The sequence below is a fragment of the Burkholderia sp. BCC1993 genome, from assembly GCF_905339865.1.
Taxonomy (GTDB): Bacteria; Pseudomonadota; Gammaproteobacteria; order Burkholderiales; family Burkholderiaceae; genus Burkholderia.
Map to the genome: position 1 here is coordinate 114517 of NZ_CAJPGZ010000017.1, position 18359 is coordinate 132875.

Genomic DNA, 18359 nt, shown 5'->3' on the forward strand with positions numbered 1-18359 from the left:
ATGAGCGCAACGCGTCCCGATCGACGACGACCATCGGCACACGCCGCCCGCGTCTGTCGCGGGCAAGCGAAATCAAAGCTGCGATTCGATCGGAAACAAGCCGAGAAACCACACTTCCATGCGCCGCGCCGCCGACACCTCCGGCTCGTGATCGAGCTCGGTCACCTTCCCGTCCGCGTCGGTCTGAATCCACTTGAGCCGCCCCTTCCCGGCCGGGTCGGTCCTCGCTTCGACGCGCCACGCGATTCGATCGAGCCGCGGCACCAGGTCCGTCGCGACTTCGGATGCAATCGCCGGGCTCTCGCAGTAAACGCCGATCTCGGTATTGAGGTTCAGCGAGCGCGGGTCGAGATTCATCGATCCGATGAAGATGCTCTTGCGATCGAACACATACGTCTTTGCATGCAGCGACGCACGCGACGAGCCGATGATGACCCGCTTCGAGATGCTCTTGTCGCCGGAGGGGCGCCGCTCGTAAAGCCGCACGCCGGCTTCGACGAGATCGCGCCTGTAGCGCCGGTAACCCGCGTGCACGGCCGCGACGTCGGTCGATGCGAGCGAGTTGGTCAGGATCGTCACGCTCACGCCGCGCGCCGTGAGCGTGCGCAGCCGTTCGACCATCTCCTTGCCCGGCACGAAATACGGCGACACGATCAGCAGTTCGTGCTCGGGCCGCAACGCGAGCGCGCGCAGTTGCGGCATCAGGTGCCCTTCGCTGTCCTTCGGGGCCCGTGCGATCTTCGCCGGATCGTCGTACAGGACCGTCGCGCGCCCCCACGACAGATCCGTGCCCTGGCCATGCACAATCTGGTCGAGCCTTTGCCGGGCCTCGAGCACGTACGGATTGTCCTCCATCGCGCGCAGGTAATCGCGCAGCCGTTCGCGCTCGCGGTCGAGGCCGCCGGGCGCCGCGTCGTGCCCGACCAGCGCATCGACCGGATATGCATACGGCGAATTCCAGAACGTATCGAATTCGGTCGAGATGTCCTTCACGACCGGGCCGTGCACGACCACGTCGAGATCGCCGAACTCCAGCATCGACGACGCGCCGAAGTACTCGTCGCCGATATTGCGGCCGCCGACGATCGCCGCCTGGTTGTCCGCGATCATCGCCTTGTTGTGCATGCGCCGGTTGACCCGCGAGAACTCGAGCACCGTGCCGATCTTCTTGAAGTGGCGTGTGGCGACCGGATTGAAGAGCCTGATCTCGATGTTCGGATGCGAGCTGATCTCGAGCAGCTTGCGGTCGTCCGCGTTCGTCCCGAGATCGTCGAGCAGCGCGCGCACGCGGACCCCGCGATCGGCCGCGCGGATGATCGCATCCGCGAGCTCGTGCCCGGTCAGGTCGTCGTGCCAGATGTAGTACTGAAGGTCCAGCGAGCGGTCCGCGCGATCGGCGAGCAGCACGCGCGCATCGAGTGCATCGACCGGGTCGCGCAGCAGATGAAACGCATCCTGCCCAGGATGGGTGGCGGCCTGCTGGCGGAACGCCGCGCCGAGGCGCGTGTTTTCGGTATCGGAGAACGCATGCGTCGGCGCGCGATCAGCCTGCGGCGGCAGGCTGGCGCACGCGGCAAGCATCAGCAACGAGAGAATCGCACTCCACGAACGCAACATGATCATGATGGCCACCCCACTGTCGGGCGAAGTCTGTTTGTGTTTGTTCTGGCTGCCGGACGGGGCGCGGCGCTGGTCTCCGGCGTGCGCGTTCGACGAATCCCGAGCGTGCGCGCCGGTCGCGCCACAGCATACTTCGATTGATATCGGGACGGCACGCTCTCCGTGTTTCCCCGGTGGCGGCGATACGACATGCGACGCCGATGTGAACGATCGAGACCACACACTCGATGGACGCAGCGCGCTTCGACACTTGTGCAGCGTCGTGGCCCTGCACCTTTACCTAGAACGTATGGCGAAGGCCCACCGTGGTACCCACCGAAGTTCCGGGCACCTCGTGCAAAGCGCCATTGATCGACAATCCCGTGTTCATCTGGCAGAGCTGGCTCATGTCGAAAAAGATCAGGTTGGCAAAAGAGTCGCCAGAAAGCAGGCAAAAAAACGGCATGCCAGGCATGCCGTTTCGGGGATCGGACCGTGCGCCGCGAGGCTCGATACCTCTGTCCGGCGCTCGGTGCGAACAGCAACGCGTGTTAGTTCGGCAGCGCGTAAGCGATCACGTAATCGCCGAGCTTCGTGCCGAAGGAGCCGTGGCCGCCTGCGGCGATCACGACGTACTGCTTGCCGTTGATCGAGTAGCTCATCGGCGTGGCCTGGCCGCCTGCCGGCAGACGGGCTTCCCAGAGTTGCTTGCCGTTGTTCACGTCGAACGCGCGGATGTAGTTGTCCGCCGTTGCGCCGATGAATGCCACACCACCGGCCGTGATCATCGGGCCGCCCAGCATCGGCATCCCCATCTTGAACGGCAGCGGGATCGGCGAGCTGTCACGCACCGTGCCGATACGCTTCTTCCAGACGATCTCGTTGGTCTTCAGATCGATACCGGCGATGTAGCCCCATGCCGGTTGCTTGCAGGGCAGGCCAAGCGGCGAGAGGAACGGGTTCAGCGTCACGCCAAACGGCACGCCGTACTGCGGCTGGATACCCGATTCCGTACCGCTCCCCTTGGCACCCGATGCCGGTTCGATCGGGTTGCCCGGACCGCGTGGGATCAGACGCGACACGAACGGCAGCGCAATCGGGTTGGCGATGGCGATCTGACGATCGGTGTCGAGCGCAATGCCGCCCCACTCGAACATGCCCAGGTTGCCCGGGAACACCAGCGTGCCTTGCAGCGACGGCGGCGTGAAGGTGCCTTCATACCGCAGCTTGTGGAACATCACGCGGCAGACCAACTGGTCGTACATCGTCGCGCCCCACATGTCCTTGTCCGTGAGCAGGTTCTTCGGACGGAACGTGAGTTCGGAAAACGGCTGCGTCGGCGAGGTACGGTCGCCAGGCGCGGCGCCTTGCGGCACCGGCAGTTCCGGAGCCGGCACGACGGTTTCGCCGGTGCGGCGATCGAGCACGAACAGGTTGCCGGTCTTGGCCGGCCCGTACACGACCGGCACGGTCTTGCCGTCCTTGGTCGTGATGTCGGCGAGCGTCGGCTGCGACGGCATGTCCATGTCCCACAGATCATGGTGAGCGGTCTGGTAGAACCAGGCCAGCTTGCCCGTCGAGGCGTGCAGCGCGAGCAGGCCGCTTGCATATCGCTCCATTTCCGGCGTACGGTCGCCGCCCCAAATGTCCGGCGTGCGCACGCCCATCGGCAGATAGACGATATCGAGCTTCGCGTCGTAGGCGGCGGGCGCCCATGAGTTCGGCGAGTTCCAGGTGTAGTGCTCGCCCGGGCCCGGGATATGGTTCGGGTCACTCGCGCCCGGATCGAACGCCCACAGGAGCTGGCCCGTGCGCACGTCGTAACCACGGATCACGCCCGACGGTTCACGGTTCGAGAAGTTGTCTTCCACCGCGCCCGCTACGACGATCACCTTGCTGGTGACAACCGGCGGCGAAGTTGGCTCGTACATACCCGGCGTGGTGACCGGCATGGCGTGCTGGAGATCGAGGTCGCCATTGCTGCCGAAGCCCGCGCAGCGCTCGCCTGTCAGTGCGTCGACCGCGTACAGGTGGCCGTCGTTGACCGGCAGGTAGATACGGCGCGAGCACGCCCCCGTAGCCGATACGGCAGCGTCGCTTGCCGGTGCGGCGGCCTGCGGCGCCGAAGCAGCAGCGTCACTAGCCGGAGCAGCCGTTGCCGATACATCGGCGCTCGCCGTCAGATCGACATACGACACGCCGCGGCAAGTCACGTGCTGGAACGACGGATCGGTCTTGAGCTTCGGATCGAAGGTCCACTTGAGCGCGCCGCTCTGCGCGTCGAGCGCGAAGAGCTTCTGGTGCGGCGAGCACAGGTAGAGCAGATTGCCGATCTTGATAGGCGTGACTTCGTCGGTGATTTCACCCGGATCGTTCGGGCCTTTCATGTCGTTCGTGCGGAACGTCCAGGCCACCTGCAGGTTCTTCACGTTATCCCGCGTGATCTGCTGCAGCGGCGCGTAGCGCGTGCCTTCCTGAGTGCGGCCGTACGCGGGCCAGTCCGAGGCGTCAATGCCGTTGGCGTTCGCGGCGGGCGAACCGACAGACGAAGCCATCGTGCCATTGACCGTCTGCGGATCGTTGAAGCAGGCGTACACGAGCACGCCCGCCCAGATCACGAGCGCGCCGACGAGCGACTGAACGCCGAGCTTGCGCGGCGCGTCGAGACGCCAGCTCACGAGCAGCAGCAACCACACGCCGAACACGACGAGCACGCCCGAGCGCGGCGCGAGCGCCCAGAAGTCGGGACCCGACTCCCACAGCGACCAGATGGCAGTGCCCACGAGCACGAGCGCGTAGAGCACGAGCGCAGTGGGACTGCGGCGATACAGCAGCCACGTGACTGCCAGCAGCACGATGCCGGTCACGACGTAATACGCCGAACCGCCGAGCGAGAGCAGGTACGTGCCGCCTATCAGCAGAAAGAGCGATGTAAGCGCGATAAATAGTAGCGTTACGACGCCGATGAACCCCGGCGATGATGATTCGCTTGATCTGGTCATGATGATCTCAACCTTCTTTTGAGGACGGCGCCAGCATCGCTTGTCACTCGATGCCTGTGGCGAGGCTCGCCCGCGCGAACACCGGCGAGTCGTCCAGCCATTGCGCTATGCCCGCAGTGGCCGGCTGTGCGGAAAACGCTCCGCGAAAAGGCCTGTTGCTTTAGAAGACGTGCATCATCCCGACGTACGCGCCGGTTTGCCCTTCGCCCATGTTCGGACGGGTCGGTGAGCTGGAAGCTGGAATCGCGAGCCGTCGCAAACACCGAGGAGTTGCCGTTCTTGCTGTTGTCCACGTGAGCGATCGTGCCGTACAAGAAGGTGCGCTTGCTCGGATTATAGGTGGTAGCGAGTGCGTAGAGCATTGCGTGGCTACCCGGATCGGGCGAAGCGTCGCCGCTGCCTTCGTCGACGTGGATATGGAAGCCCGCGGACGTCACGGCCCAGCGCGGCGTCACCCGACCGCAAAATGAGAAGAACTCTGAACAAACAGGGGCCTAGTCACGTAAGCAAAGCAGGCGTCACCGACAGCGTGGTGCCCGGCTCAATGCCCGGCGGCAACGCCCGACCCTGCAACGCAGGTTCGACCGTCTTGCCGTCGGCGCCGGTGGCCTCGAGCGTGTAGACCAGCCGGCAGTCCTCGATCGCGGCACCCTCGCCAAACATCGTGCGCGATGCTTGCGTCGTCGAATAGCGGATCGCCGCCGTTGACAGCAGCAGCGCCTCGAGATCCTCGCGTCCGTAGATTGCTTCGGATGCCTTACGCAATCCGTCGAACAGACATTGCGACAGATCGTGCGGCGTCGTCAGCGTCTTCGTGCGCACCACCTTGTCGCTGTCCATCACGCAAATATCGGTCAGTGTGCCGCCGTTGTCGATGTTGATCAGGCGATGCCGCCCAGGCCCGGCGCTTGCCCGCCTTCACCCCGCCGCCGAGATCCTCGGAGCCTTTCAGGCCGAACAGCGACGGTGTCATGCCGCCCGTCACCATCGAAAACTGATGGCCAGCGTTCTGCCCGGTCGCGGGATTCACGCTCTTGCTCGTATAGAGAATGCCGGCGTCGACGATGTCCGAGGTCACGGCCGGCATCCACGGTGCCATACGTGCATCAGGCGCCGCAGAAGGCGCCCGGACCGAGCTGGGCGCCCGATTCTCCAGAAACGAAAAAGCCGGCCCACTGGGCCGGCTTGTCGCGTCCAATCGCGGTCGGTTGCACCGCGTAGAAACTTTCGAAGAAAGCGAATCTGGTGGGCCCCCCGGGAGTCGAACCCGGCACCAACGAATTATGAGTTCGCTGCTCTAACCAAGCATGAGCTAGGGGCCCAGACGGGAAGCAACCTGTGCTACACGCCACCCCGGCAACGAAGCCGGGCCGGCATTGTAACAATAAAGCCGCTAAAGAGGACAAACGCCACCGGCATCACGCGGATACCGGCGGCGTTCGCAAGTGAGACGCTGGAAATCAGTTCCCTTCGAGGAACGACTTCAGCTTGTCGGAACGGCTCGGGTGACGCAGCTTGCGCAGCGCCTTGGCCTCGATCTGACGGATCCGCTCGCGGGTCACGTCGAACTGCTTGCCGACTTCTTCGAGCGTGTGATCGGTGCTCATCTCGATACCGAAGCGCATCCGCAGCACCTTCGCCTCACGCGGCGTCAGCGAATCGAGCACGTCCTTCACGACGTCGCGCATGCTGGCATGCAGCGCGGCATCCGCCGGCGCGACCGTGTTGTTGTCCTCGATGAAGTCGCCGAGATGGGAGTCGTCGTCGTCGCCGATCGGCGTTTCCATCGAGATCGGCTCCTTCGCGATCTTCATGATCTTGCGGATCTTGTCTTCCGGCATCTCCATCTTCTCGGCGAGCGTTGCCGGATCCGGCTCGAGACCGGTTTCCTGCAGGATCTGCCGCGAGATGCGGTTCATCTTGTTGATCGTTTCGATCATGTGAACCGGAATACGGATCGTGCGCGCCTGGTCCGCGATCGAACGCGTGATGGCCTGGCGGATCCACCACGTCGCATAGGTCGAGAACTTGTAGCCGCGACGGTATTCGAACTTGTCCACCGCCTTCATCAGGCCGATGTTGCCTTCCTGGATCAGGTCGAGGAACTGCAGGCCGCGGTTCGTGTACTTCTTCGCGATCGAGATCACGAGACGCAGGTTCGCCTCGGTCATTTCACGCTTCGCCTGACGCGCCTTCAGTTCGCCGGCCGCCATCTGGCGGTTGGTTTCCTTCAGGTCCTTCAGCGGCAGCACGACGCGCGCCTGCAGGTCGATCAGACGCTGCTGCTGTTCGCGGATCGCCGGAACGTTACGCGACAGGACCGCGCTGTACGGATGGCCTTCGGCCGTGATCTTCTCGGCCCAGTCGAGATCCGTCTCGCTGCCGGGGAAGCGCGCGATGAATTCCGAACGCGGCATGCCGCACTTGTCGACGACGATGTGCAGGATCTGACGCTCGACCTGACGCACTTCGTCCACTTGCGCACGCAGCGTGTCGCACAGACGCTCGACGGTACGCGCGGTGAAGCGGATCGTCATCAGTTCGGTCTGGATCGTTTCCTGCGCCTTCAGGTAGGACTTCGACTTGTAGCCTTCCTTCTCGAACGCGCGGCGCATCTTGTCGAACCACTCGCTGATCTGCGAGAACTTGTCGAGCGATGCGCGCTTGAGGGCTTCGAGCTGGGCGGCATTGGCCGACGCCTGCGCGGCACCGTCGTCCTCCTCCTCTTCCTCTTCTTCCTCTTCCTCTTCGGCTTCCTCGTCCTCGTTCTCGATCGCTTCCGCTTCCTTCGCGGAGAAACCGTCCGTATCGGCGGAGTCCGAAGCGTTCGGATCGAGCAGGCCGTCGACGAGCTCGTCGACGCGGCTCTCTTCGTTCGCGACGCGCTCGGCCATCGCGAGGATGTCGGCGATCGTCGTCGGGCACGCGGAAATCGCCATCACCATGTGGCGCAGGCCGTCCTCGATCCGCTTCGCGATCTCGATTTCGCCTTCGCGCGTGAGCAGCTCGACCGTGCCCATCTCGCGCATGTACATCCGGACCGGATCGGTCGTGCGACCGAATTCCGAATCGACGGTCGACAGCGCAACTTCCGCTTCTTCTTCGACTTCATCGTCCGACGACGCGGCCGGCGCGTTGTCGTTCAGAAGCAGCGTTTCCGCGTCCGGAGCCTGCTCGTAAACCGCCACGCCCATGTCGTTGAACGTGCCGATGATGCCTTCGAGGGCTTCGGTCTCGGTGAAGTTGTCCGGCAGGTGGTCGTTGATTTCGGCATACGTGAGGAAGCCGCGCTCCTTGCCGAGCTTGATCAGCGCGCGCAGCTTCACGCGGCGCTCTTCGAGCTCCTCGGCCGTGCCGGGCGTGCTCGTCGCGAACGCTTCCTTCAGCAGCGCCTTTTCCTTGGCGCGACGATCGCGCACCTTGGATTTGCCCGGGGCAGCCGCGGCTACGGGCTGCTCGTCGCTCTGATTTGCGTCGTCATCGACGGATACTTCGTTCAGCTTTTTGGTCATGGAGTTCGCCGTACCGGCTATATCGACTCGCGGCTGCTGGACGACAGCCGGTTGAACCGTGGGTGCATGAGTAGTACGTACTGCCGTTTCGTCCGCGGCGGCAGTCGTGTCCCTTGCGCTTTTCGCACTTGCCCGCTTCGCCGCCGGCTGGGCCGGCCCGGAGTCGGGTCTGGCGGCAGCCCGTGTTCTGGCTGCCGGCGCCGGCGCAGCCTGAGCAGTGCCGGCCGCGGTTTTCTTTCCTGCAGGGGTTGACGTGGCTGAAGACGTTGTCCTGGTGGAAGAAGCAGACTTGGCCGCTGTGACCTTGGTGGTCGGCTCCGTCGAGCCCTTGCCTGCTGCTTTCTTTCCGCCTGTCGTCTTTGCCATCGCGAATCTCGCCTCTGCTTAGAAAACAAACCGCTGGAAACCTTATATTATAGCACGCTGGGGCGCCCTCTCTCAGCGCCCCGGCCGCCTACAGCCCGAGCCGACGTTTCATGTCGGTTCGCTGCTGGTTCAATTCCGTCAATTCGGCCAGTTCCTCGGGTGTGAAGGTCGATTGCCGCGCCAGCCGATCGAGCCGGTCGCAGCAGGCGTCATAGCGCATCTTGAGCACCGCGGCCTGCAGTTCCTCCCCCGCGATCCGTTCCTGTTCACGCTGCCGCTCGGGCACCGTCTCGTCTTCCGGATTCTGTAACAGCAAATCGCGGACGTTTTCATCATAGTCCAGAATTTCGCGGAAGATTTCCTCGTAAGTCGCGCCGTTCGAGGAGGTCCGCAGGACATCCGTCAGCAGCCGGAACTCCGCGCCGTCGCCCAGCGCACGCGCATGCTCGACGACTTCGGCGAACAGCTCGCCGATCCGCGGCAGCGCGCGCAGGGTCGCAAGCTGTTCGTCGTCGAGCTGCGACGCGATCCGCGGATGCATCACGAGCGTACGCAACGCGCGCTTTTCGCTGTCCGTCACGCGCCGCCGCTCGCTGCGCGCGGGCGCCTGGCGCGGCGGCGCCGCGATGCGCGCATCGACGTCCGACAACCCCGCGACTTCCTCGAACGGGATATCGAGACGGTCGGCGAACATGTGCATGATCTGCGCGCGCAACGCGTTCGCCGGCAGCGCCTGCAACAGCGGCTTCGCGTCGAACAGCGCCTTCGCGCGACCTTCCGGCTGATCGAGCGCCTTGCCCGCAATTGCTTCGTTCAACAGAAATTGCGACAGCGGCATCGCACGCTCGACCTGCTCGGAGAATGCGTCCGCACCGAATTCGCGTACATAGCTGTCCGGATCGTGCTCGGCCGGCAGGAAAAGGAATCGGATCGTCCGGTTGTCGGCCGCATGCGGCAGGCACGCTTCGAGCGCACGGCGCGCCGCGCGCCGGCCGGCCGAGTCGCCGTCGAAGCTGAAAATGACCGTGTCGGTCTGGCGCAGCAACTTCTGTACGTGGATCGGCGTGCATGCCGTGCCGAGCGTCGCGACCGCGTTCGGGAAGCCGAGCTGGGCGAGCGCGACGACGTCCATGTAGCCTTCGACGACCAGCACGTACTTGCGCTCGCGGATCGCGAGGCGCGCCTCGAACAGCCCGTACAGTTCGCTGCCCTTGTTGAACAGCGGCGTTTCAGGCGAATTCAGGTACTTCGGCTCGCCGCTGCCGAGCACGCGTCCGCCGAACCCGATCACCTGCCCCTTCACGTTGCGGATCGGGAACATGATCCGCTCGCGGAACCGGTCGTAGCGTCGCGCCACGCCCTGCGCGTCGGTTTTCTCGCTGACGATCACGAGCCCCGATTCGACGAGCGAGTCGTCGCGGTAGTCCGGGAACGCCGTTTCGAGGTTCTGCCAGCCGTCCGGCGCATAGCCGAGCCCGAAGCGCGCGGCGATCTCGCCGGTCAGGCCCCGGTTCTTCAGGTACTGGATCGCGACGGTCGCGCCACGCAGTTGCTTGCGGTAGTAGTCGCACGCGGCGGACATCACGTCGGACAGCGCGGTCGCGACCGATTTCGACACGGGCGCCGGATAGTCGCCGCCACCTCCCCCACCTCCGCCGCGCATCGACGGCTCGTGCGGCACGGTCAGCCCGACCGACTGCGCGAGCTCCTGCACGGCTTCCGGGAACGTGAGCCCCGCATGCTCCATCAGGAAGCCGATCGCCGTGCCGTGCGCGCCGCAGCCGAAGCAGTGATAGAACTGCTTGGTCGGGCTGACGGTAAACGACGGGCTCTTCTCGTTATGGAACGGGCACAACCCCATGAAGTTGGCGCCGCCCTTCTTGAGCTGCACGTACCGGCCCACCACGTCGACGATATCGACGCGGTTCAGCAAGTCCTGCAGGAACGAATGCGGAATCACCGTGGGATCGAGCGAAAAAAAGACAATACGACGCCCCGGCGCACGCGCATGCGACGCGCCGGGAAGCGGGTTTTACTTCGACAGCGCGGCCTTGACCTGCGCGGAAACGGCCGTCATGTCGGCGCGGCCTGCGAGCTTGCCCTTCAGCACGCCCATCACCTTGCCCATGTCCTGCGGGCCGGCTGCGCCGGTTGCCGCGACCGCGGCCTGGACTTCGGCGGCCACTTCGGCGTCCGACAGTTGCGTGGGCATGTAGGCGCCCAGCACCGTCAGCTCGGCCTGCTCCTTCGCGACGAGATCGTCGCGGCCGGCGGCCTGGAACTGGCTGATCGAGTCCTTGCGCTGCTTGATCATCTTGTCGATCACCGCGGTGATGCCCGCGTCGTCGAGGGTCACCCGATCATCGACCTCGCGCTGCTTGATCGCGGCCATCAGCAGGCGAATCGTCGCCAGACGCTCGCTTTCCTTCGCGCGCATCGCGGCCTTCATGTCTTCGCTGATCTGCTCTTTCAAACTCATCTTGCACCCGGGATGGAAACGTGACTTCGACGCCCGCGAACGGGCGTCAACACAAAAACCCGCTTGGGACTAAGTCTCAAGCGGGTTGCTCGAATCCGGCATCGGCGACTCGCGGCCCCGGAACGAGGCCGATCGTGCGGAGGTCGCCGGTGCGCCGCTCAGCGAACCGCGCGGCGCTCAATCGTTCAGTACAGCTTCTTCGGCAGCGTCTGGCTGCGGATCCGCTTGTAATGACGCTTCACCGCAGCAGCCTTCTTCCGCTTGCGCTCGGCGGTCGGTTTCTCGTAGAACTCCCGCGCACGAAGCTCGGTCAGCAGACCGTTCTTCTCGATCGTGCGCTTGAAGCGACGCATGGCGACTTCGAACGGCTCGTTTTCTTTAACGCGAATGATCGTCATGATCCGACACGAATAAAGGTTTGCAGGGAAGATTTACGAGTATAGCAGAGCGTCGTGCGAAGACATAAGGGCCGGGTCCCGTCAACGGCAGGCCACGCAGCCGTATCAGGCGCCGCGCGAGAACTCCGCCGCCGCCTGCCCGGCCGCCGTGCCGGACGCCCATGCCCACTGGAAGTTGTAGCCGCCGAGCCAGCCCGTCACGTCCACTGCCTCGCCGATGAAGAACAGCCCCGGCACCCGCGCGCTCATCATCGTCGCCGACGACAGTTCGCGCGTATCGACGCCCCCCTTCGTCACCTCGGCCTTCTTGTAGCCCTCGGTGCCGTTCGGCGTCAGCGTCCAGCCGGACAGCGCGTCGCCGATCTGGCGCAGCGTCTTGTCGGGCAGGTCCGCGAGCCGCGCGTCGGCCGCGACGCGGTGCGTGTCGAGCCAGACGTGGGCGAGGCGCGACGGCACCCAGTCCGCGAGCAGCGAGCCGATCTGGCGCTTCGACGTGCGCTTCGCGTCGAGCAGGTCGGCCACCGCGTCGCGCTGCGGCAGCAGGTCGATACGGATCGGGTCGCCGGAGTGCCAGTAGCTGGAGATCTGCAGGATGCCCGGGCCCGACAGGCCGCGATGGGTCAGCAGCAGGTCCTCGACGAATTCGCCGCCGCGCTTCTTGTCGCCGGTCGACACGCGCACTTCGAGCGACACGCCGGACAGCGCCGCGAACGGCTCCCAGTCCTGCGACGCAAAGGTGAGCGGCACGAGCGCGGGCCGCGTATCGACGAGCTTGTGGCCGAACTGCTTCGCGAGCCGGTAGCCGAAGTCGGTGGCACCGATCTTCGGGATCGACAGGCCGCCGGTGGCGACGATCAGCGCGCGTGCGCGGATCGGCCCCGCCTGCTGCGTGTCGAGCGTGAAGCCGTCGGCCGGCGCGTGGCGCACCGCGTCGACGACCACCGGCCGGCGCCAGGCGATGCCGCCCGCGTCGCATTCATGCTTCAGCACGTCGATGACCGCGTCGCTGCCGTGATCGCAAAAGAGCTGCCCCTTGTGCTTTTCGTGCCAGGTCACGTGATGGCGCTTGAGCAGCCCGAGGAAGTCGCGCGGCGTGTAGCGCGCAAGCGCCGAGCGAGCGAAATGCGGGTTCGACGACAGGTAGTTGTCGGGGCCCGCATGGAGGTTCGTGAAGTTGCAGCGGCCGCCGCCCGAGATGCGGATTTTCTCGGCGAGCCGCGGCGCGTGGTCGATCAGCACCACGCGGCGGCCGAGTTGCCCGGCGACCGCGGCGCTCATCATCCCGGCGGCGCCCGCGCCGATCACGGCGATGTCGTAAGTTTCCATGGCGCGGATTGTACCTGTCCGGCCGCGCGCCCGGGCCGCACCCCGGCGGCGGCTGGCCGTCGCCTGCTATAATTTACGGTTACGTTTACCTTCTTGCGGCGCGCTCGATGCAGCGTGCCCCGCCCTGACCCATGCTCGTTCTCGGCATCGAAAGCTCCTGCGACGAAACCGGCCTCGCGCTCTACGACACGCAGCGCGGCCTGCTCGCGCACGCGCTCCATTCGCAGATCGCGATGCACCGCGAATACGGCGGCGTCGTGCCCGAGCTCGCGTCGCGCGACCACATCCGCCGCGCGCTGCCGCTGCTCGAGGAAGTCATGGCGCAAAGCGGCACGCGCCGCGACGACATCGACGCGATCGCATTCACGCAAGGCCCCGGCCTCGCCGGCGCGCTGCTGGTCGGCGCGAGCATCGCGAATGCACTCGCGCTCGCATGGAACAAGCCGACCGTCGGCATCCATCACCTCGAAGGCCACCTGCTGTCGCCGCTGCTCGTCGACGAGCCGCCGCCGTTCCCGTTCATCGCGCTGCTGGTGTCGGGCGGCCACACGCAACTGATGCGCGTGACCGACGTCGGCGTGTACGAGACGCTCGGCGAGACGCTCGACGACGCGGCCGGCGAAGCGTTCGACAAGACGGCGAAGCTGATCGGCCTCGGCTACCCGGGCGGCCCGGAAGTGTCGAAGCTCGCGGAAACGGGCACGCCCGGCGCGGTCATGCTGCCGCGCCCGATGCTACATTCGGGCGATCTCGACTTCAGCTTCAGCGGCCTGAAGACGGCCGTGCTCACGCAGATGAAGAAGTTCGAAGCGGCGAAGCTGGAAGGCGTTGCGCTCGAGCGCGCGAAGGCCGATCTCGCGCGCGGCTTCGTCGACGCAGCCGTCGACGTGCTCGTCGCGAAATCGCTCGCCGCGCTCAAGAAGACGAAGCTCAAGCGCCTCGTGGTCGCGGGCGGCGTCGGTGCAAACCGCCAGTTGCGCGCGGCGCTGTCGGCCGCCGCGGTCAAGCGCGGCTTCGACGTGCACTACCCCGATCTCGCGCTCTGCACCGACAACGGCGCAATGATCGCGCTCGCCGGCGCACTGCGGCTCGGCCGCTGGCCCGAGCAGGCGAATGCGGACTACGCGTTCACGGTGAAGCCGCGCTGGGATCTCGCGTCGCTCGCACGCTGAGTCGCGCGGCACGGCGCTGCACAACGTCGCTCGCACCTGCACGCGCCGGACGGAAAACAAGAAGGCCGCTCGATTCGAGCGGCCTTCTTCATTGCAGCGGCAATACGACGCAGTGCCGCAGCGACGCGACGTTACGCCGCGTGTCGCTTGTCGCGCTCGATCAGCGCATACGCGCTGTGATTGTGGATCGATTCGAAGTTCTCGGCTTCGAGCACGTAGGCGATCACGCGCTCGTCCGCGTCGAGACGCTGCGCGACGTCGCGCACCAGATCCTCGACGAACTTCGGGTTTTCGTACGCGCGCTCCGTCACGAACTTCTCGTCCGGACGCTTCAGCAAGCCCCACAGCTCGCACGACGCCTCTTCTTCCGCGATGCGGATCAGCGCCTCGACCGGCAGGTCGGCCGCGAGTTCGGCATCGATCGTCACGTGCGAGCGCTGGTTGTGCGCGCCGTACTGCGAAATCTTCTTCGAACACGGGCACAGGCTCGTCACCGGCACGAGCACCTTCAGGAACAGGCGCGCTTCGCCGTTGCGGCTTTCGCCCGCGAGCGTCACTTCGTAGTCGAGCAGGCTCTGCACGCCCGACACCGGCGCCGTCTTGTTCACGAAGTACGGGAACGTGACCTCGATGCGGCCGGCCTCGGCTTCCAGCTTCTCGAGCATCGACGCGAGCATCGCGCGGAAGCGCTCGACCGTCAGCGGCGCACGGTTCTCTTCGAGCAACGCGACGAAGCGCGACATGTGCGTGCCCTTCTGATCGGCAGGCAGGCGCACGTCGAGATTCCAGACGCCGACGCTCGGCTGCACGTCGCCGCTCTCGGTGCACACCGTCAACGGATGCCGGACCGCCTTCACGCCCACGCGCTGAATCGGAATCTGGCGGGTATCCACCGTGCTCTGCACGTCGGGCATCACGAAGGCGGGATTCATCTGGTTCATCTTGTTCAATCCTTGTAAGCCGCGCGTTCGACGACGCGCACGCCGCGTCACGCGGCAGCCGGAAAAGCAACATGGGCCCGCAGGCCCATGTTTTCCGCATCAATGTAGACCGGTTGCGCCAGTCGCACCGACGCCGCCCGCAGGCGGCGCCAGCTTATGCGACGCGCTTCGCCTGATCGGCGACATCGGCCGCCGGGCTCAGGAAGCGTTCGCGAATCGATTTCGCGATGCCCGCGCCGTCGAGGCCGCATTGCGACAGCAGCTTCGCGGGATCGCCATGATCGATGAACTGGTCAGGGAGGCCCAATTGTATTACGGGTCGGATAACCCCACTCTCCATCAGGGCTTCGACGCAGGCCGAGCCCGCACCGCCCATCACGCAGCCTTCCTCGACCGTGACGAGGTAGTCGTGCGTCTCGGCGAGTTCACGCACGAGCGCCGCATCGACCGGCTTTACGAAACGCATGTTCGCGACCGTGGCGTCGAGTTCCTCGCCCGCCGCGAGCGACGGCGCGACCATCGTGCCGAACGCGAGAATCGCGACGCGCTTGCCTTCCGGCTGCGACGTACGGCGACGCACTTCACCCTTGCCGAGCGGGATCTCGGTGAATTCCTTCACCGTCGGCACGCCGGTGCCCGCGCCGCGCGGATAGCGCACCGCGGTCGGGTTCGGCTGCTGCAGCGCCGTGTGCAGCATCTGGCGGCACTCGTCCTCGTCGGACGCGGCCATGATCGTCATGTTCGGGATACAGCGCATGAACGCGAGATCGTATGCGCCCGCGTGCGTCGCGCCGTCGGCGCCGACGAGGCCCGCTCGGTCGATCGCGAACACGACCGGCAGGTTCTGCAGCGCGACGTCGTGGATCAGCTGGTCGTACGCACGTTGCAGGAACGTCGAGTAGATCGCGACGACCGGCTTAAGGCCTTCGGTTGCCATGCCGCCGGCGAACGTCACCGCGTGCTGCTCGGCGATGCCGACGTCGTAGTAGCGATCCTTGAAACGCTTCTCGAACTCGACCATGCCCGAGCCTTCGCGCATCGCGGGCGTGATGCCGACGACGCGCGTATCGCGCTCGGCTTCATCGCACAGCCATTCGCCGAATACTTGCGTATAAGTCTTTTTCGCGGGCGTGGCCGACGGCTTGATGCCTTCTGCCGGGTTGAACTTGCCGGGGCCGTGATAGAGGACGGGATCCGCTTCGGCGAGCTTGTAGCCCTGGCCTTTCTTCGTCACCACGTGCAGGAATTGCGGGCCGCGCAGTTCGCGGATGTTCTGCAGCGTCGGGATCAGCGAATCGAGATCGTGACCGTCGATCGGGCCGATGTAGTTAAAGCCGAACTCCTCGAACAGCGTGGCCGGCACGACCATGCCCTTCGCGTGCTCCTCGAGCTTGCGCGCGAGTTCGAGCACCGGCGGCGCCACGCTCAGCACGCGCTCGACGCCCGCACGCGCGGCCGCGTAGAAGCGGCCCGACATCAGGCGCGCGAGATGGCGGTTCAGCGCGCCGACCGGCGGCGAAATCGACATGTCGTTGTCGTTGAGGATCACGAGCAGCTTCGCATCCTCCGACACGCCCGCGTTGTTCATCGCCTCGAACGCCATGCCGGCCGTCATTGCGCCGTCGCCGATCACCGCGATCGAGAAGCGGTCGTCGCCGTTCAGTTGGCTGCCGATCGCCATCCCGAGCGCCGCCGAGATCGACGTGCTCGAGTGCGCGGTGCCGAACGTGTCGTATTCGGACTCGCTGCGGCGCGGAAAACCCGAGATGCCGTCGTACTGGCGCAGCGAATGCATCTGGTCGCGGCGGCCCGTCAGGATCTTGTGCGGGTAGGTCTGGTGACCCACGTCCCAGACGATCCGGTCGTTCGGCGTGTTGAACACGTAGTGCAACGCGATCGTCAGCTCGACCGTCCCGAGGTTGGACGACAGATGGCCGCCCGTCTTCGACACGCTGTCGAGCACGAACGCGCGCAGTTCATCCGCGAGCGGTTGGAGTTGGCGACGATCGAGGCGGCGCAGATCCGCCGGGTCGTCGATGGTTTTCAGCAAGTCGTACATCGTCGTTCCATTGTAGGAAATCAAACGCGCCCGCATTCTATTGCACGCACCGTAGCGTGTGCGCAGCGGCGGGCTTCGCGTCAGCTGACCCGGTTCACCACCAGGTCGGCAAGTTCGGCGAGACGCTGTGCGCGTGCGCCGAACGGTTTCAGCGCATCGTGCGCTTCGGCGCGCAGCTGGGCTGCGAGCTCACGCGACGCGTCGAGGCCGAGGATCGATACGTAGGTCGGCTTGTCGTTCGCCGCATCCTTGCCAGCCGTCTTGCCGAGCGTCGCCGAATCGGTCGTGACGTCGAGAATGTCGTCGACGACCTGGAAGGCCAGACCCACGGCACCCGCGTAAACGTCGAGCGCGGCCATCGTTTCCGCGGACGGCGTTTCGCCGGCCAGCGCGCCCATCCGCACGGCTGCGCGCAACAGCGCGCCCGTCTTCATCCGGTGCATCGTCTCGAGTTGCTCGCGTGTCAGCTTGAGGCCGACGCTCGCCAGGTCGATCGCCTGCCCGCCGGCCATGCCGATCGAGCCGCTCGCCAGCGCCAGCTCGCGCACAAGCGCGGCCTGCTGCACCGGCGACAGCGCGGCGGCGTCGGTCAGCGCGACGAAGGCCTGCGACTGCAGCGCATCGCCGACCAGCAGCGCCGTCGGCTCGTCGTACTGCACGTGCACGGTCGGCTTGCCGCGTCGCAGCGCGTCGTCGTCCATGCACGGCATGTCGTCGTGCACGAGCGAGTAGACGTGGATCATCTCCAGCGCCGCCGCTGCCGCGTTGCGCGCCGCTTCGGTCGCGCCGGTCAGTTCGCCTGCCGCATGGCACAGCAGCGGGCGAACGCGTTTGCCGCCGCCGAGGACCGCGTAGCGCATCGCTTCGTGGAGTTGCGTGGGCACCACGTTGTCAGCCGGCAAATAGTGGCCGAGTGCGTCCTCGACACGGTCGAGCACGGACCGCATCCATTGTTCGAATGTCATAGATCGTCGTCTTCGCCGTCCGTGGCGGCCGTTCCGGACGAAAGCGGCTTCAGCGTCGCGCCGTCGAGCACGCGAACCTGCTGCTCCACTTTCTCGAGCTGCTGTTGGCAAAACGCAACGAGAGTCGCACCGCGGCGATACGCAGCGAGCGAATCCTCGAGGCTCAACGTGCCGCCTTCCATCCGGGCAACCAGCGTCTCGAGTTCCGCGAGCGCCGTTTCATAGTTGTCCGGCAACGGTTCGGTGCCATTGCCGGGCGGGGTGGCGCCTTGGGATGCGGTTTTCGCCATGGACGAGGGTGTCAAATTTCAAAACAAGTCGGACATTCTACGGCAAAAGAGAATTTTCCGACCTGCCGACTTGGGCACCCGGGCACGCATTCGGGCCCCTTCTTCGACGCACATTGTGCGCCACCCGATCGTCGCCGGACAAAAAATTGACACAAATCAGGCACTTAATCCTAGCCTTGCGAGGCGAACCGGGTATAATTCCGCGTTTCCCTAAATCGATTTTTCGATGGTTGGGTTGTTCACTGCTTTC

General features: G+C 65.3%; 15 protein-coding genes, 1 tRNA gene and 1 pseudogene. 1 reads left to right on the top strand and 16 read right to left on the bottom strand.

Features of this window, described 5'->3' with window-relative positions; all coding sequences use genetic code 11:
* Window positions 1-72: 72 nt before the first annotated feature.
* The 12 genes and pseudogenes from U4Y91_RS27065 to U4Y91_RS27120 all read right to left on the bottom strand — a co-directional run bounded on the left by U4Y91_RS27065 (window position 73) and on the right by U4Y91_RS27120 (window position 12691).
* Window positions 73-1623, bottom strand: a complete 1551-nt coding sequence (locus U4Y91_RS27065; protein WP_321807745.1) for a phospholipase D family protein — start codon at window positions 1621-1623, stop codon at window positions 73-75.
* Between the two features lie 277 nt (window positions 1624-1900).
* Window positions 1901-2074: a hypothetical protein gene (locus U4Y91_RS27070; protein WP_321807667.1), complete on the bottom strand. Its 174-nt coding sequence runs from the start codon at window positions 2072-2074 to the stop codon at window positions 1901-1903.
* Window positions 2075-2150: 76 nt separating this feature from the next.
* Window positions 2151-4601, bottom strand: coding sequence for a glucose/quinate/shikimate family membrane-bound PQQ-dependent dehydrogenase (locus U4Y91_RS27075; RefSeq protein ID WP_321807668.1), 2451 nt, complete (start codon window positions 4599-4601; stop codon window positions 2151-2153).
* A gap of 160 nt (window positions 4602-4761) precedes the next feature.
* Window positions 4762-5053: pseudogene (locus U4Y91_RS27080) on the bottom strand (porin); the annotation flags it as partial.
* A 46-nt stretch (window positions 5054-5099) separates the two neighbouring features.
* On the bottom strand, window positions 5100-5441 hold the full coding sequence (locus U4Y91_RS27085; RefSeq protein WP_321807669.1) for a hypothetical protein: 342 nt from the start codon (window positions 5439-5441) through the stop codon (window positions 5100-5102).
* A complete protein-coding gene (locus U4Y91_RS36795; RefSeq protein ID WP_415750502.1) occupies window positions 5359-5679 on the bottom strand; it encodes a hypothetical protein in 321 nt (106 codons plus the stop codon). The genes U4Y91_RS27085 and U4Y91_RS36795 overlap by 83 nt, the downstream gene beginning before the upstream one ends.
* Before the next feature lie 165 nt (window positions 5680-5844).
* Window positions 5845-5923 (bottom strand) — tRNA-Ile (locus U4Y91_RS27095).
* Between the two features lie 138 nt (window positions 5924-6061).
* Window positions 6062-8479, bottom strand: a complete 2418-nt coding sequence (gene rpoD / locus U4Y91_RS27100; RefSeq protein WP_321807670.1) for an RNA polymerase sigma factor RpoD — start codon at window positions 8477-8479, stop codon at window positions 6062-6064.
* A gap of 88 nt (window positions 8480-8567) precedes the next feature.
* Entirely contained in the window at window positions 8568-10439 is a 1872-nt protein-coding gene (dnaG, locus tag U4Y91_RS27105; RefSeq protein ID WP_321807671.1) for a DNA primase, read from the bottom strand.
* Window positions 10440-10511: 72 nt separating this feature from the next.
* A complete protein-coding gene (locus U4Y91_RS27110; RefSeq protein WP_124611819.1) occupies window positions 10512-10958 on the bottom strand; it encodes a GatB/YqeY domain-containing protein in 447 nt (148 codons plus the stop codon).
* A gap of 185 nt (window positions 10959-11143) precedes the next feature.
* Window positions 11144-11356 (bottom strand): 30S ribosomal protein S21, encoded by a 213-nt coding sequence (gene rpsU / locus U4Y91_RS27115; protein ID WP_006479415.1) that lies wholly within the window; start codon window positions 11354-11356, stop codon window positions 11144-11146.
* A 105-nt stretch (window positions 11357-11461) separates the two neighbouring features.
* Complete coding sequence (locus U4Y91_RS27120) at window positions 11462-12691, bottom strand: NAD(P)/FAD-dependent oxidoreductase (RefSeq protein ID WP_321807746.1); 1230 nt, start codon at window positions 12689-12691, stop codon at window positions 11462-11464.
* Between the two features lie 122 nt (window positions 12692-12813).
* Here U4Y91_RS27120 and tsaD point away from each other — a divergent pair, with 122 nt between their 5' ends.
* The gene (gene tsaD / locus U4Y91_RS27125; RefSeq protein ID WP_321807672.1) at window positions 12814-13854 is read left to right on the top strand and encodes a tRNA (adenosine(37)-N6)-threonylcarbamoyltransferase complex transferase subunit TsaD; all 1041 of its coding nucleotides are present in this window, start codon (window positions 12814-12816) and stop codon (window positions 13852-13854) included.
* Between the two features lie 131 nt (window positions 13855-13985).
* Here tsaD and folE2 read toward each other — a convergent pair whose 3' ends face one another.
* The 4 genes from folE2 to U4Y91_RS27145 form a co-directional block, all read right to left on the bottom strand.
* A complete protein-coding gene (gene folE2 / locus U4Y91_RS27130; protein ID WP_321807673.1) occupies window positions 13986-14795 on the bottom strand; it encodes a GTP cyclohydrolase FolE2 in 810 nt (269 codons plus the stop codon).
* A gap of 154 nt (window positions 14796-14949) precedes the next feature.
* On the bottom strand, window positions 14950-16854 hold the full coding sequence (gene dxs / locus U4Y91_RS27135) for a 1-deoxy-D-xylulose-5-phosphate synthase (protein ID WP_321807674.1): 1905 nt from the start codon (window positions 16852-16854) through the stop codon (window positions 14950-14952).
* Between the two features lie 80 nt (window positions 16855-16934).
* A complete protein-coding gene (locus U4Y91_RS27140) occupies window positions 16935-17819 on the bottom strand; it encodes a farnesyl diphosphate synthase (protein ID WP_321807675.1) in 885 nt (294 codons plus the stop codon).
* Window positions 17816-18109, bottom strand: a complete 294-nt coding sequence (locus U4Y91_RS27145; RefSeq protein ID WP_044845270.1) for an exodeoxyribonuclease VII small subunit — start codon at window positions 18107-18109, stop codon at window positions 17816-17818. Before U4Y91_RS27145 ends, U4Y91_RS27140 begins: the two co-directional genes overlap by 4 nt.
* Window positions 18110-18359: the final 250 nt, after the last annotated feature.

Coding starts and splice junctions, on each gene's coding strand:
- rpsU (WP_006479415.1), bottom strand. CDS start 11,356: ATGACGATCATTCGCGTTAAAGAAAACGAGCCGTTCGAAGTCGCCATG.
- rpoD (WP_321807670.1), bottom strand. CDS start 8,479: ATGGCAAAGACGACAGGCGGAAAGAAAGCAGCAGGCAAGGGCTCGACG.
- U4Y91_RS27065 (WP_321807745.1), bottom strand. CDS start 1,623: ATGATCATGTTGCGTTCGTGGAGTGCGATTCTCTCGTTGCTGATGCTT.
- U4Y91_RS27075 (WP_321807668.1), bottom strand. CDS start 4,601: ATGACCAGATCAAGCGAATCATCATCGCCGGGGTTCATCGGCGTCGTA.
- folE2 (WP_321807673.1), bottom strand. CDS start 14,795: ATGAACCAGATGAATCCCGCCTTCGTGATGCCCGACGTGCAGAGCACG.
- dxs (WP_321807674.1), bottom strand. CDS start 16,854: ATGTACGACTTGCTGAAAACCATCGACGACCCGGCGGATCTGCGCCGC.
- U4Y91_RS27140 (WP_321807675.1), bottom strand. CDS start 17,819: ATGACATTCGAACAATGGATGCGGTCCGTGCTCGACCGTGTCGAGGAC.
- tsaD (WP_321807672.1), top strand. CDS start 12,814: ATGCTCGTTCTCGGCATCGAAAGCTCCTGCGACGAAACCGGCCTCGCG.
- U4Y91_RS27110 (WP_124611819.1), bottom strand. CDS start 10,958: ATGAGTTTGAAAGAGCAGATCAGCGAAGACATGAAGGCCGCGATGCGC.
- U4Y91_RS27070 (WP_321807667.1), bottom strand. CDS start 2,074: ATGCCTGGCATGCCGTTTTTTTGCCTGCTTTCTGGCGACTCTTTTGCC.
- U4Y91_RS27145 (WP_044845270.1), bottom strand. CDS start 18,109: ATGGCGAAAACCGCATCCCAAGGCGCCACCCCGCCCGGCAATGGCACC.
- U4Y91_RS27085 (WP_321807669.1), bottom strand. CDS start 5,441: ATGGACAGCGACAAGGTGGTGCGCACGAAGACGCTGACGACGCCGCAC.